Source organism: Streptomyces sp. NBC_01363, assembly GCF_026340595.1.
In the GTDB taxonomy this organism is placed as follows: Bacteria; Actinomycetota; Actinomycetes; order Streptomycetales; family Streptomycetaceae; genus Streptomyces.
This window is the reverse complement of sequence record NZ_JAPEPF010000001.1, coordinates 890,063-903,344: the sequence shown is the minus strand read 5'-3', so window position 1 is coordinate 903,344 and position 13,282 is coordinate 890,063. Positions and strand designations below refer to the sequence as shown.

Annotated in this window: 10 protein-coding genes; 5 read left to right on the top strand and 5 right to left on the bottom strand. The window is 71.2% G+C overall.

Annotated elements, in window-relative coordinates:
- The first annotated feature begins 141 nt into the window (after positions 1 to 141).
- The gene (gene recQ / locus OG611_RS04195) at positions 142 to 2,169 is read left to right on the top strand and encodes a DNA helicase RecQ (protein WP_266425504.1); all 2,028 of its coding nucleotides are present in this window, start codon (positions 142 to 144) and stop codon (positions 2,167 to 2,169) included.
- A 27-nt stretch (positions 2,170 to 2,196) separates the two neighbouring features.
- On the opposite strand, the gene OG611_RS04190 is transcribed toward recQ, so the two are convergent.
- From OG611_RS04190 to OG611_RS04170, 5 genes are all read right to left on the bottom strand, one after another.
- Positions 2,197 to 2,805, bottom strand: coding sequence for a Uma2 family endonuclease (locus tag OG611_RS04190; RefSeq protein ID WP_266425502.1), 609 nt, complete (start codon positions 2,803 to 2,805; stop codon positions 2,197 to 2,199).
- 122 nt (positions 2,806 to 2,927) lie between these two features.
- On the bottom strand, positions 2,928 to 3,614 hold the full coding sequence (locus OG611_RS04185; protein WP_266415633.1) for a GPP34 family phosphoprotein: 687 nt from the start codon (positions 3,612 to 3,614) through the stop codon (positions 2,928 to 2,930).
- Positions 3,611 to 4,840 carry a fumarylacetoacetase gene (fahA, locus tag OG611_RS04180; RefSeq protein WP_266415631.1) on the bottom strand — a complete coding sequence of 410 codons (1,230 nt, stop codon included), beginning with the start codon at positions 4,838 to 4,840 and terminating at the stop codon, positions 3,611 to 3,613. The genes OG611_RS04185 and fahA overlap by 4 nt, the downstream gene beginning before the upstream one ends.
- A 140-nt stretch (positions 4,841 to 4,980) precedes the next feature.
- Positions 4,981 to 6,975: a CocE/NonD family hydrolase gene (locus OG611_RS04175; RefSeq protein WP_266415628.1), complete on the bottom strand. Its 1,995-nt coding sequence runs from the start codon at positions 6,973 to 6,975 to the stop codon at positions 4,981 to 4,983.
- A gap of 9 nt (positions 6,976 to 6,984) precedes the next feature.
- Entirely contained in the window at positions 6,985 to 8,484 is a 1,500-nt protein-coding gene (locus OG611_RS04170) for a peptide MFS transporter (RefSeq protein ID WP_266415625.1), read from the bottom strand.
- Positions 8,485 to 8,640: 156 nt separating this feature from the next.
- On the opposite strand from OG611_RS04170, the gene OG611_RS04165 reads away from it, so the two are divergent.
- The 4 genes from OG611_RS04165 (at position 8,641) to OG611_RS04150 (ending at position 13,127) form a co-directional block, all read left to right on the top strand.
- A complete protein-coding gene (locus OG611_RS04165) occupies positions 8,641 to 9,651 on the top strand; it encodes a polyprenyl synthetase family protein (RefSeq protein WP_266415623.1) in 1,011 nt (336 codons plus the stop codon).
- Between the two features lie 265 nt (positions 9,652 to 9,916).
- The gene (locus OG611_RS04160) at positions 9,917 to 11,167 is read left to right on the top strand and encodes a DUF2092 domain-containing protein (protein ID WP_266415621.1); all 1,251 of its coding nucleotides are present in this window, start codon (positions 9,917 to 9,919) and stop codon (positions 11,165 to 11,167) included.
- A gap of 102 nt (positions 11,168 to 11,269) precedes the next feature.
- Positions 11,270 to 12,253: an ABC transporter ATP-binding protein gene (locus OG611_RS04155; RefSeq protein ID WP_266415619.1), complete on the top strand. Its 984-nt coding sequence runs from the start codon at positions 11,270 to 11,272 to the stop codon at positions 12,251 to 12,253.
- Positions 12,240 to 13,127: an ABC transporter permease gene (locus OG611_RS04150; protein ID WP_266415617.1), complete on the top strand. Its 888-nt coding sequence runs from the start codon at positions 12,240 to 12,242 to the stop codon at positions 13,125 to 13,127. Before OG611_RS04155 ends, OG611_RS04150 begins: the two co-directional genes overlap by 14 nt.
- Positions 13,128 to 13,282 lie beyond the last annotated feature (155 nt).

The following is a 13,282-nucleotide window of genomic DNA, read 5'->3' as shown; positions in this document are numbered from 1 at the left end:
GGAACGGCGCCGGACGGGCTTGAGAAGTCAAGCCCGTCCGGCGTTGTCGTAGGCGGCGCCTATCGTGGCAGGGGACGACGGCAATACGCAGGACGCGGGACGGACCCGGGGGACAGAGCGATGGGCACGACGGGCGGGACCATGGATGTGACCGAGAGCGACGCGCGGCGGACGCTGCACAAGGTGTTCGGGTACGAGGCGTTCCGCGGCGAGCAGGAAGCGATCGTCGACCACGTGGTGGCGGGCGGGGACGCCGTCGTACTCATGCCGACCGGTGGCGGCAAGTCCCTCTGCTACCAGATCCCGGCCCTGGTCAGAGCGGGTACGGGCATCGTCGTCTCACCCCTGATCGCCCTGATGCAGGACCAGGTGGACGCGCTGCGGGCGCTCGGGGTGCGGGCCGGCTTCGTCAACTCCACGCAGGACTTCGACGAGCGCCGCTCGATGGAGGCCCAGTTCGTCGCCGGTGAGCTCGACCTGCTCTACCTGGCCCCGGAGCGGCTCCGCCTGGACTCCACGCTCGCGCTGCTCTCGCGCGGCGAGATCTCCGTCTTCGCGATCGACGAGGCGCACTGCGTGGCCCAGTGGGGTCACGACTTCCGCCCGGACTATCTGACCCTCTCCGTCCTCGGCGAGCGCTGGCCCGACGTACCGCGCATCGCCCTGACGGCGACCGCGACCGACGCCACGCACCAGGAGATCACCCAGCGCCTGGGCATGCCCGACGCCAAGCACTTCGTCGCCAGTTTCGACCGGCCCAACATCCAGTACCGGATCGTGCCGAAGGCCGACCCGAAGAAGCAGCTGCTCTCCTTCCTCAAGGACGAGCACGCCGGGGACGCGGGCATCGTCTACTGCCTCTCGCGCAATTCGACGGAGAAGACCGCCGAGTACCTCTGCCGCAACGGCATCGAGGCCGTCCCGTACCACGCGGGGCTCGACGCGGGCACGCGCGCCGTCCACCAGTCCCGGTTCCTGCGCGAGGAGGGCCTGGTCGTCGTCGCGACCATCGCCTTCGGCATGGGCATCGACAAGCCGGACGTACGCTTCGTCGCACACCTCGACCTGCCGAAATCGGTCGAGGGCTACTACCAGGAGACCGGCCGCGCCGGCCGTGACGGGCAGCCGTCCACGGCCTGGATGGCGTACGGACTCCAGGACGTCGTCCAGCAGCGCAAGCTCATCCAGGGCGGCGAGGGCGACGAGGCTTTCCGCCGCCGCGCGGCCTCCCACCTCGACTCGATGCTGGCCCTGTGCGAGACGGTCCGGTGCCGCCGCGCCCAGCTGCTGACGTACTTCGGCCAGGAACCCACCACCGCGGACTGCGGCAACTGCGACACCTGCCTCACTCCGCCCGAGAGCTGGGACGGCACGGTGGTCGCGCAGAAACTGCTGTCGACCGTGGTGCGGCTGAAGCGGGAGCGCGGGCAGAAGTTCGGCGCGGGCCAGATCATCGACATCCTGCTCGGCCGCAAGACGGCCAAGGTCATCCAGTTCGACCACGACCAGCTCTCGGTCTTCGGCATCGGCGAGGAGCTGGCCGAGGCCGAATGGCGCGGCGTCGTACGGCAGTTGCTCGCCCAGGGGCTGATCGCGGTCGAGGGCGAGTACGGCACGCTGGTGCTCACGGAGGAGAGCGGTTCGGTGCTCGGCCGGCAGCGCGAGGTGCTGCTGCGCAAGGAGGCGCCGAAGCCCGCGTCGCGCGCCACGAAGGCCGAACGCAAGTCGAAGTCGCAGGCGGCCGCCGCCGAGCTGGCTCCTGGGGCCGTCCCCGTCTTCGAGGCGCTGCGGGCCTGGCGGGGCACCCAGGCGAAGGAGCAGGGCGTCCCGGCGTACGTCATCTTCCACGACGCGACGCTGCGCGAGATCGCCACGGTGCGGCCGGACTCGGTGTCCGCGCTGGGCGGGATCAGCGGCCTGGGCGAGAAGAAGCTGGCGACGTACGGCGAGGGGGTGCTGGAGGTACTGGCGACGTTCGGCGAGACCCAGGCACCGGCCCCCGCGGAACCGGCCCCGGCCCGCGAAGCAGCCCCGGCCCGCGAAGCAGCCCCGGCCCGCGAAGCAGCCCCGGCCCGCGAAGCAGCCCCCGCACCGGCCCCGGCGACCCTGGCGGCCCCCGAAGCCGACCCCGAGTTCGGCTGGGACGAGGAGCCGCCCGAGTACGAGTGAGCCGTACGGGCCGGGCGGCGGACGGACCTACTGCGGGTCCGCCGCCCGGCGGCGCGCGGTGATCGCGGTGAGGTCGAGATCGACGGGGAAGGGGACGGAGACCTTCATCCGGTCGTGGAAGATGCCGGTGGAGGTGTAGGCCCCGGTCGACGGCTCCAGCTCGAAGACGTAGACGACCGCCCGGCCGTCGTGGTTCTCCACCCGCCAGTAGTGCGGGATCTTCGCCCGCGCGTACTTCACGGGTTTGGTCTCCCGGTCCCGGGTCAGGGACTCGTCGGAAACGACCTCGATGGCCAGCTGTACGGAATCGGCGGGGAATCGGGTCTGCTGCAGCCCCTCGACCACCTCTGCCCGCACAACGACCACATCGGGTTCAGGCCGGTTCTGCCAGTCGACGTCAATGGTGAATTCGCGAAAGACTTCCAAGTCGAGTGGTGCGAGCGACTGCAGCTGCCACTTGAGGTAGTCGATCGCGCGCTCGTGGAATACGGTCTGCGGACTCACGAAAACAAGGCTCCCGTCGATCAGCTCCGTGTGCGGAGGCAGATTCGGGAGTGTGTCCAGGTCATCGGCGGTCCAGCCGCCCACGGGCGGAACCGCCCACCGCGGCTCGGGGGCCTCGGGTTCGACGCTCATCAGTGCTCCCATGACGCAGAGTCTCGCGGGACTTTCCAGCGTATCCGCCGGGAACGGGACATGGCTCCCTCGAACGTGTGAACGCCTCGCACGTTGCTGACCAGCGGACTTTCCGGCCCCGGTCAGTCGCCCCCGGAGGACCCGCCCCCGCCGCTGATGTGGCTTCTGCGGTTCCGGTTCGCCCGGTCCTGGCGGACGTTCCGGTACACCGCGTCCGCGGTCCACTCCTCGTCCACCAGGCCGCGCATCGCCCAGCGGTCTCGCAGGCCGCCCCGGGCCACCGCGCCCGCCAGGCCGGCCGCGGAGACCAGTGCGGCCAGGGTCCGGCCGCGCGGGTCCGGGAAACCGGCGGCCTCGGCGGCCGCGAAGCGGTCGCGGACGGCGAGCGACAGGGCCGGGTCCGCCGCCGGGTGCCGGTGGTACGGCAGCAGGCCGAGGAGACGGTGGGTCTCCCTGCGCAGGACCGAGCGGCGCACCAGGTGTTCCAGGCACAGTTCCTGGACGTACCGGCCGGTCTGCCGGACCCACCGCCGGGTGTCGGTGTCGCCCGAGGGCCAGCCCGTGCCCGGGGACGACAGGCTCCCCAGGACCTGGGCGAGCAGCGGGTCCGGGGGAGCGAGCGGGTTCAGCACCTGTATCCGGCCGTGCTCTCCGGTGACCCGGCCCTGGAGCTCCAGCTCCCGCAGGACCGCGCCCGCCGTCGCGTACTCCAGGGAACGGCCGGAGCAGTACGGCTTGCCGCGCAGCGGGTCCAGCGCGAGCAGCAGCAGTTCCTCGGGGAGCGTGAGCTCCGGGGCGGGCGGCATCATGACGCGGGAACGATCTGCCCCGTGACCTCGCCGATTCCCACCCGGGTGCCGTCCGGGCCCGGGGCCCAGGCGGTCATCGTCACCGTGTCGCCGTCCTCCAGGAAGGTGCGCTTGCCGTCCGGGAGTTCCAGCGGGTCGCGGCCGTTCCAGGTCAGCTCCAGGAGGGAGCCGCGCTGGCCGGGCCCGGCGCCGCTGACCGTGCCGGAGCCGTACAGATCACCGGTGCGCAGCGACGCGCCGTTCACCGTCATCTGGGCCAGCATCTGGGCCGCCGTCCAGTACATCGTGGCGAACGGCGGCTCGGCGACCACCTGTCCGTTGATCGCGACGGAGATCCGCAGGTCGAGGCCGCCGGCCTCCTCCTCGCCGGCGTCCTCCAGATAGGGGAGCAGCGGGAAGTCGCGCGCCGGGGGTGCGATGCGGGCCGACTCCAGGGCCTCCAGCGGTGTCACCCACGCCGATACGGAGGTGGCGAAGGACTTGCCGAGGAACGGGCCGAGCGGGACGTACTCCCAGGCCTGGATGTCCCGCGCCGACCAGTCGTTGAGCAGGCAGAGCCCGAAGACATGGTCGCGGAAGTTGCCGAGCGGGACCGGGCGGCCCTGCTCGGAGCCCACGCCGACGAGGAAGCCGACCTCGGCCTCGATGTCCAGCTTGACGGAGGGTCCGAAGACCGGGGCCGCGTCGGCCGGCGCCTTGCGCTGGCCGGACGGGCGCACCACGTCCGTGCCCGAGACGACGACGGTGCCGGACCGGCCGTGGTAGCCGATCGGGAGGTGCTTCCAGTTGGGCGTCAGCGCCTCGGCGTTCGGCCGGAAGATCTTTCCGACGTTGGTGGCGTGGTTCTCGCTCGCGTAGAAGTCGACGTAGTCCGCGACCGCGTACGGCAGATGGAGCGTCACGGAATCGACCGGGTGGAGCAGCGGTTCGATGTCCGCGCGGTGTGCCGGGACCGTCACCCACGCGGTCAGCGCGCGCCGGACGTCCCGCCAGGCGGTGCGGCCCGCCGACAGCAGCGCGGTCAGGTCGGGCTGCGCGAGGAACTGCGCGTAGGGCGAGCCGAGCGCGTGCGCCGCGGCCCCGGCGTCCAGTACGTGATTGCCGATGCGGACGCCGACCCGGCGGTCCTCGGGGTGGTCGGGGGTGGAGAACACTCCGTAGGGAAGGTTGTGCGGACCGAAGGGGTCGCCCTCGGCCAGATCGAGCGGGCTGCTCTGCTCGGGCATGTGTTGCTGCCTCGCTTTCCAGGTCGCTTGGGGGACACGTTACGTCGGCGCCGCCTCTTCGCGGGAGTGCCCCAACTGCTCCTGATGCCCGGAAAGTTCCGCCGTGCCCCGGGTGCGCGGGGCACGGCGGTGGGTTCGGTTCAGCCCGCCGTGCGCGGGATCCGCTTCTCCCAGGTGCGGTGGAAGACGACCTCGCCGCCCTCCTTGCAGACCACCTCGTCGGAGGTGATGAAGTCGGTGTCGTCCGCACTGATCTCGGAGCGCGTCTCGACCCGTACGTCCCACGCCATCTCCGGCCGGTGCAGCCGGATCGCCCAGTCGGAGCGGGTGCGTGCGGAGAGCGGGTCGTTCTCCCGGATCGTGTACGTCTCCAGGGCGTCCTCGGTGAACTCCAGGCCGTCCGGGTAGACCCGGGTGCCGCCGTAGCGCGGGTCGACCTCCAACCGCCATTCGCCCTTGGCGACATCGCGGACCACCAGCCGCTCCGGGCGCTGTTCGTCGAGCGTCACCGGATACACGACGCCGAGCGGCTCCGACTGCTCCGGCTCCTCGAACCGGATCGCGGGTTCCTCGGTGGACCGGCGCACCGGCAGTTCGACGAGGCTGCCGTCGGCGTCCAGGACGAAGCCCACCGACCCGGCCTGCGGCCAGATCCACGGCCAGTACGAGGAGGAGACCGCGAGCCTGATCCGGTGGCCGGGCGGGAAGGTGTGTCCGATGCCGTTCAGCTCGAAGGTCACGTCCTCGGTGCCGCCCACCGGCCAGTCCTCCGCGCGGTCGCGGCCGTTGCGGGCGGAGAGGTTGAGCGCGCCCCGGGTGACCAGCGTGGAGGAGCCGTCCGGTGCGACATCGCAGAGCCGGGCGACCGCCTGGCCGCGCGGCACGTCCATCCGGATCCGCAGCTTCACCCGGGGGCGGCCGAGGATCTCGATCGGGGCGTCCTCGACCGGGAACTCGAAGCAGACCGACTTGGCGTCCTCGTCGCGCTGGTCGGGCGGCAGGTCGGCGTCGTTGCCGAACGGGAAGAAGCGCCCGGCGTCCAGCCCCGTCTGCTGCGGCGAGTCGACGATCTGCGGGCCGCCCTGGAGGGCGTACGCGACCGGCGCGATGTCCGGGGACGGCCAGCTGTTCTCACCGACCCAGCGGCCCGGCAACGTCTCGTACACCGTGGCGGGGCGGTGCGACTCGCTGATCCAGGACCGCAGCAGCGGCTCCGCCATGACGCCGGTGTCCTTGTCCTTCAGGTGCTGGTCCCACCAGCGCAGCGTCTCCTGGAGGAAGCCGATCGACGGCCCCGGCGGCAGACCGCGGTCCGGGTACTGGTGCGACCAGGGCCCGATCAGCCCGCGGACCCGGTCCGGGTCGAGGTGCTCGACGAGCCGCAGGACGGTGTCGCGGTAGGGGTCGTGCCAGCCGCCCACCGCGAGGACGTTCGCCCGGATCGCGGAGTACTCCTCGCAGACGCTGCCGTGCTTCCAGTAGTCGTCGCGGGTCTGGTGCGCCAGCCAGGTGTGGATGAACGGGTCGACGGCCTCCAGCCGCTTCAGCCACATGTCCTTCCAGCCGTCGCCGACCTGCGCCGGGTCCGGCGGCCGGGAGACGAAGGCCAGCATGGTGGCCGCCCAGGCGTGCATGTCGACGGCGAGGACCGAGCCGCCCATGTAGTGGACGTCGTTGTCGTAGCGGTCGTCGGTCGAGCAGACGGTGACGATCGCCTTCAGCGGCTCGGGGGCCAGCGCGGCGATCTGGAGCGAGTTGAAGCCGCCCCAGGAGATGCCGAACATGCCGACCTGGCCGGAGCACCACGGCTGCTGGGCCAGCCAGTGGATGACGGCGACGCCGTCGGCCAGCTCCGTCGTGTCGTACTCGTCACCCGGCTGGCCCTCGCTGTTGCCGTGCCCGCGCACATCCACCCGGACGGAGGCGTAGCCGTGGCCCGCGTACCAGGGGTGGCGCTGCCAGTCCCGCGGCGCCGTCCAGTCGCTCAGCCGGTAGGGCAGGTATTCGAGCAGCGCGGGCACCGGCTCGTCGGTGACGGGCCGCCAGATCCGGGCGTACAGCCGGGTGCCGTCCGGCAGCGGGATGCGGACGTCCTCATGGGTGGTGTCATACGGGAATGTGGTGCGGATGTGCATGGCGGTACCTCAGTGGACGGGGTGCATGGTGCGCTTGAGCCAGGGTGCGGCGGCGATGACGGCCACACCGGCCACCACCGCGATCGCGCCATTTACACCGAAGTAGGCGGGGTTGGAGACCTCGCCGTACAGCTTCACGACTTGGGCCTGGATGCCGTTGGCGAGCGCCAGCGAGAGGAACCAGAGCGCCATCGTCTGGCTGGCGAACGCCTTGGGGGCGAGCTTGGTGGTGGCGGACATGCCGGAGGTCTCCAGCAGGATGTCGCCGAGGCCGAGCAGCAGGTACGAGCCGACGATCCACCAGGCGGCCATCTTGTAGGTGTCGCCGGAGTGCCCGGAGGTCGGCAGCACCATCAGCAGGAAGGACAGCCCGCCGAGGATCACCCCGATCGCGATCTTGTTGGAGGCGTGCGGCTGGCGCGGACCCATCCGGGCCCAGACGGTGGCGACCACCGGGGCGAGCGCGACCTCGAAGGCGCCGAGCGCGGAGGCGTACCAGCTCGCCGGGAAATGGAAGCCGAAGATCTCGGTACGGGCGTTGGTCGACGCGAGCAGCATCATCGTCGAGTACGCCTGGAACAGGATGAAGTTGAAGACGACGGAGGCCAGGAACAGCACCACGTACGGGCGCAGCCTGCCGCGTTCCTCCGAGGTGACCCGGGGGCTGCGGAACATCACCACGAAGTAGACGACCGGTGCGATCACCGAGATCAGGGTGAGCAGGTCGACGAAGCGGTCCATGGTCAGCCAGCCCGCCAGGGCGAGCGCGGTGGCGACGGCGGCGACCACGACGGCGCCGACGACGATCAGCCGAATGGCGCGGCGCATGGGTGCTGGTGCCAGCGCGAATTCGGCGCTGTGCTTTCGCCCGGCCAGGTGACGCCGGCCCAGCACGTACTGGATCAGACCGAGGGTCATACCGAGGGCGGCGGCCGAGAAGCCCCAGTGCCAGCTCGCGTGGTCCCCGAGCCAGCCGGTGACCAGCGGGCCGAGGAACGCCCCGATGTTGATGCCCATGTAATAGAGGGCGAAGCCGGCGTCGCGACGCTCGTCGTCGGTGCGGTAGAGCTTGCCGACCATGGTCGCCACATTGGGCTTGAGCAGACCGGTTCCGGCGCTGATCAGGCCGAGGCCGACCCAGGTCATGGTGTCGGTCGGCACCGCCATGGCGTAATGCCCGCAGGCGATGAGGATTCCGCCGTACAGGACGGCGCGGTACGAGCCGAGGATGCGGTCGGCCAGCCAGCCGCCTGCGACGGAGACCAGGTAGACGAGGGTGCCGTAGGCGGCCGAGACCGACGCGGCGGTGCCCGCCTCCATGCCCATGCCGCCGCGGGCGACCGTGTCCGCGAAGTAGAGGACAAGGATCGCCTGCATGCCCAGGAACGAGAAGCGTTCCCAGACCTCCAGGCCGGACAGGGTCATCAGCCCTCGTGGCTGGCCGAAAAAGGCATGGTCGTCTTCGGGCGGCGGCTGACTCGGTTCGGTGTCGGTGGCCGTGTGGGACAAAGGGAGAACTCCTGATCTTATGAGCTGATCTCGAACATACCGGCGGTGGCGGGAAGGCGCCCACGGTGATCCAAAGGGGACCGGATACGCTGACTTGAGTGATGACAGCGACACATCGACATTCCGTGTGATCGTCAGCAGACAGGAGATCCCCTCGTGACCGTCGTCGGGCCGTTCGGGCTGAGCGTGCGGGACCAGGCACTTGAGGCCGATGTCCAGGCCGGGTTGGCTGCTGTCGAGTCCGGGCTGCTCGATGCCACCAAGAGCGGCGTGCCCTTCATCACGGAGGCCGCGCAGCATCTCGTGCGCGCCGGGGGCAAGCGTTTCCGGCCGCTGCTGGCCATGTTGGCCGCCCAGTTCGGCGACCCGGACGCGCCCGGCATCGTGCCCGCGGCCGTCGTCGTCGAGCTGACGCACCTCGCGACGCTCTACCACGACGACGTGATGGACGAGGCGGACGTGCGCCGCGGCGTGGACAGCGCCAACAGCCGCTGGGGCAACTCGGTGGCCGTGCTGACCGGCGACTTCCTCTTCGCCCGCGCCTCGCACATACTGGCCGACCTCGGACCGGAGGCCGTACGCATCCAGGCGGAGGCGTTCGAGCGGCTGGTCACCGGTCAGATCCTGGAGACCGCGGGGCCGGGCGTCGGCCGTGACCCGGTCGAGCACTACCTGGAAGTGATGCGCGGCAAGACCGGCTCGCTGATCGCGGTGGCCTGCCGGTTCGGCGCGATGATGGCCGGCGCGGACGAGTCGGCGGTCGACATCCTCACCCAGTACGGGGAGCGGCTCGGCGTCGCCTTCCAGCTCGCCGACGACGTACTCGACATCGCGTCCGACTCCCACGAGTCCGGCAAGACCCCGGGCACCGATCTGCGCGAGGGCATCCCGACGCTCCCCGTGCTCCACCTGCGGGCGCAGGCGGCGGCCGACGGGAAGCCGGACGACCTGGAGCTCGTCGAGCTGCTCGACGGCGACCTCAGCGACGACGCCCGGCACGCCGAGGCGCTGCGCAGGCTGCGCGCCCACCCGGCGCTGGAGCAGGCCCGACGGGACACCGTCCGGTACGCGGAGGCGGCGCGCGCGACGCTGACGCCGCTGCCCGAGGGCTATGCGAAGGCCGCACTGCGGGAGCTGTGCGACGCGGTGGTGCACCGCGCGGGCTGAGAGCCTTTCGGGTGACCTCCGGACCGGGCGGCCACGCGACAGGCTCCGGGCCGCCGTCGTGGCGTCCCCTACTGGACGGGGGAGCAATCGCCGCCCGGTGTCATACCGAAGAGGTACGTGGAGTTGCTCCCGGGGGCTGACGCTTCCGCACCGCCGGTTTGGTCAGATGGAGAACAACCACTCCTGACCAAACGGGTGAGAATGGCGGCACGGAGTGGACGAGTGCAACCGGACGGAAGCCGCCGACCACGGAGGTAGGGCACACATGGCACCGAACGACAGCGCAGAGACCAACGGCGGGACCAGGGGCACCGCCGCCGGCCGCCGCAAGGCGGCGCGCTACATCGTCCCGGTCGCGGTGGCGGGAGTTGCGGCCGCGACGATCGGGCTGGTCCCGGCGCTCGCGAGCTCCGGCGACCCCGATCTGCCGAAGATCAGCGCACAGAAGCTCATCGAGAAGATCGCCGCTTCGGACACCCAGCAGCTCTCCGGCACGGTGAAGATCAGCACGGACCTCGGCATCCCGTCGCTCGGCGGTCTGGCCGGCTCCTTCGCCCCGGGCGGCGGGGGCGGCAAGGGCGGTTCGAGCGCCGATCCGCAGGAGCGGATGACGGAGCTGGCCTCCGGCACGCACACCCTCCGGGTGGCCGCCGACGGCCCCGACAAGCAGCGGCTGTCGATCCTGGACAACGCGTCCGAGTACAGCCTGATCCGCAACGGCGATCAGGTCTGGGCGTACGACAGCAAGTCCGACGAGGCCTACCACGCCACCGAGGACCGGGCCGGCCAGGACGCCGGGAAGAAGTCCGGGCACCCGGTTCCCGAGGACGTGCCCACCACCCCGAAGGCACTCGCCGAACAGGTGCTGAAGGCCGCCGGCCCCACCACGTCGGTGACGGTCGACGGCACCGCGCAGGTCGCCGGGCGCGACGCGTACAAGCTGGTCCTCAAGCCGAAGCAGAGCGGTTCCACGATCGGTTCGGTCACGATCGCGGTCGACGCGGAGAACGGCGTGCCGCTGAAGTTCACGCTGCTTCCGAGCGCCGGTGGCAAGGCCGTCGTCGACGCCGGATTCACCAAGGTCGACTTCTCGAAGCCGGACGCCTCCTCGTTCACGTTCACCCCGCCCAAGGGCACCGAGGTGACCGAGGCCGACGACGCGAAGGCGCAGCACAAGGCCGACAAGGGCCTCGACGGCCTGATCCCGGGTGCCGAGGGTCTGGGCGCCGGGGGCGAGGGCGCCAAGGACACCAAGGTCATCGGCAAGGGCTGGAGCGCCATCGCCGAGATCACCACCCCGGGCGGCACCGGGCTCCCCTCGAAGGCGTCGGGTGACGTCCCGGCCGAGGCCCAGCAGTTCCTGGACGCGCTGGGCGACAAGGTCTCCGGCACGTTCGGCTCGGGCACGGTCTTCAAGACCCGCCTGGTCAATGCCCTGATGACGGACGACGGCAAGGTGTACGTCGGCGCGGTCACCAAGGACGCGCTGGTCCAGGCGGCGAACAACGCCTCCTGACGCCGGGGCGCGCCGCGCTTCCCGCACCGCTCACCCGCCCCGCCGTACGCTCCGTACGGCGGGGCGGTCCGCCATCGCCTGCCCGACCCATGGGGAGTACGCATGACAGAGTCCGGGACTGTCGTCGAACCGAGGACGGTCACCGAGCCGGGAGCCGTGATCGAGACCCGGGGCCTCACCAAGAGGTACCGCGGCGGCCAGCTCGCCGTCGACGGCCTCGACCTCAGCGTCCCCGGCGGCAGCGTCTTCGGATTCCTCGGCCCCAACGGCTCGGGCAAGACCACCACCATCCGGATGCTGATGGGCCTGATCGACCCGACGTCCGGCACCGCGCGGCTCCTGGGCCACACCATGCCGGGCGCCGCCCGCACCGTGCTCCCGCAGGTCGGCGCGCTGATCGAGGGGCCCGCGCTGTACGGCTTCCTGAGCGGCCGGGACAATCTGCTGCGGTACGACTCCGCCGACCCGACCGCCGATCCGCGTACCCGCCGGTCCCGGGTGGGCCACGCCCTGGACCGGGTCGGGCTGGCCGCGGCGGCCGGGAAGAAGGCCAGGGCGTACTCGCTCGGCATGAAGCAGCGCCTCGGCCTCGCCGCCGCCCTGCTCCAGCCGCGCCGCCTGCTCGTCCTCGACGAGCCGACCAACGGCCTGGACCCGCAGGGCATGCGGGAGATCCGCACCCTGGTCAGGGAACTGGCGGCGGACGGCACCACCGTCTTCCTCTCCTCGCACCTCCTCGACGAGATCGAGCAGGTCTGCACGCATGCCGCGGTGATGGCCAGGGGCCGGCTGATCATCCAGGGCCCGGTCGCGGAACTGGCGGCGGGCGCCCGCGGCCGGCTGGCCGTCACCACCCCCGACCCGGGCGACGCCGCCCGGGTCCTCAAGGAACTGGGCGTCACCGGGGTCGCGGTCGACGGCGACCGGGTGACCGCCGAGGCCCCGCCGGGCGACGTCGAACTCGCCGACCTCAGCGCGGCGCTGGTGCACGCCGGCGTACGCCTGAGGTCCTTCGGCGTCGAACGGGCCTCGCTGGAGGACGCCTTTGTCGCACTCACCGGAGAGGGTTTCGATGTCGCAGGCTGAAACCGCAGTCGCCGGGGCGGGGAGGGCACCGAGCCCGCTGTGGACCTTCGGGATCCTCCGCTCCGAACTGACCACCACGCTCCGCCGCTGGCGCACCCTCGCGCTGCTCGGGGTGCTGGCCGCCGTGCCCGTGCTGATCGGGATCGCGGTGCGGATCGAGACGAACCACGGCTCCTCGCCCGGACCGGGCGGCGGCGGGGGAGGCCCGGCGTTCCTCTCCCAGGTCACCAACAATGGCCTCTTCCTGGTCTTCGCCGCCCTCGCCGTGACGCTCCCGGTCTTCCTGCCGATGGCCGTCGGGGTCGTCGCGGGGGACTCGGTCGCGGGCGAGGCGAACGCGGGAACGCTGCGCTATCTGCTGGTCGCCCCCGCCGGACGGACCAGGCTGCTGCTGACGAAGTACGCCTCGGTGCTGGTGTTCTGCCTGGTCGCGACCCTGGCGGTGGCCCTCTCCGCGCTCGCCGTGGGCGCGCTGCTCTTTCCCGTCGGCGAGGTCACGACCATCTCGGGGACGCGGATCGGCTTCGGCGAGGGGCTGCTGCGGGCCGGGCTGGTCGCGGTGGTGGTCGCGGCGTCGCTGGTCGGGTTCGCGGCGATCGGCCTGTTCGTCTCGACCCTCACCAGCAGCGGCATCGCGGCCATGGCCGCCACCGTCGGGCTGCTGATCACCGTGCAGATCATGGACGGCATCCCGCAGTTGAGCGGGATGCATCCGTATCTCTTCCCGCACTACTGGATGTCGTACGCGGACCTGCTGCGTGACCCCGTCCACTGGGACGAAGTGGTCAAGAACCTGGGGCTTCAGGGTTTGTACGCGGCGGTGTTCGGCTCGGCGGCCTGGGCCCGTTTCACGGCGAAGGACATCACCGCCTGACGCACGGGGTGCAACACCCCACTCGCGCCGTCGGCCGGGCGAGCCGTCCCCCGATCGGCTCGTCGCGGCACGAACGGCACGAACGGTGCGAACTGCAGGAACGATACGACACGGCACGTTCCGTTTCCGCCTGGGTATTGTTCGACCTCTGGCGA

Excerpts from the sequence above, each read along its gene's own strand:
- fahA (WP_266415631.1), bottom strand. The coding sequence starts at position 4,840 with ATGCCCGAGCAGAGCAGCCCGCTCGATCTGGCCGAGGGCGACCCCTTC.
- recQ (WP_266425504.1), top strand. The coding sequence starts at position 142 with ATGGATGTGACCGAGAGCGACGCGCGGCGGACGCTGCACAAGGTGTTC.
- OG611_RS04190 (WP_266425502.1), bottom strand. The coding sequence starts at position 2,805 with ATGAGCGTCGAACCCGAGGCCCCCGAGCCGCGGTGGGCGGTTCCGCCC.
- OG611_RS04175 (WP_266415628.1), bottom strand. The coding sequence starts at position 6,975 with ATGCACATCCGCACCACATTCCCGTATGACACCACCCATGAGGACGTC.
- OG611_RS04185 (WP_266415633.1), bottom strand. The coding sequence starts at position 3,614 with ATGATGCCGCCCGCCCCGGAGCTCACGCTCCCCGAGGAACTGCTGCTG.
- OG611_RS04160 (WP_266415621.1), top strand. The coding sequence starts at position 9,917 with ATGGCACCGAACGACAGCGCAGAGACCAACGGCGGGACCAGGGGCACC.
- OG611_RS04150 (WP_266415617.1), top strand. The coding sequence starts at position 12,240 with ATGTCGCAGGCTGAAACCGCAGTCGCCGGGGCGGGGAGGGCACCGAGC.
- OG611_RS04155 (WP_266415619.1), top strand. The coding sequence starts at position 11,270 with ATGACAGAGTCCGGGACTGTCGTCGAACCGAGGACGGTCACCGAGCCG.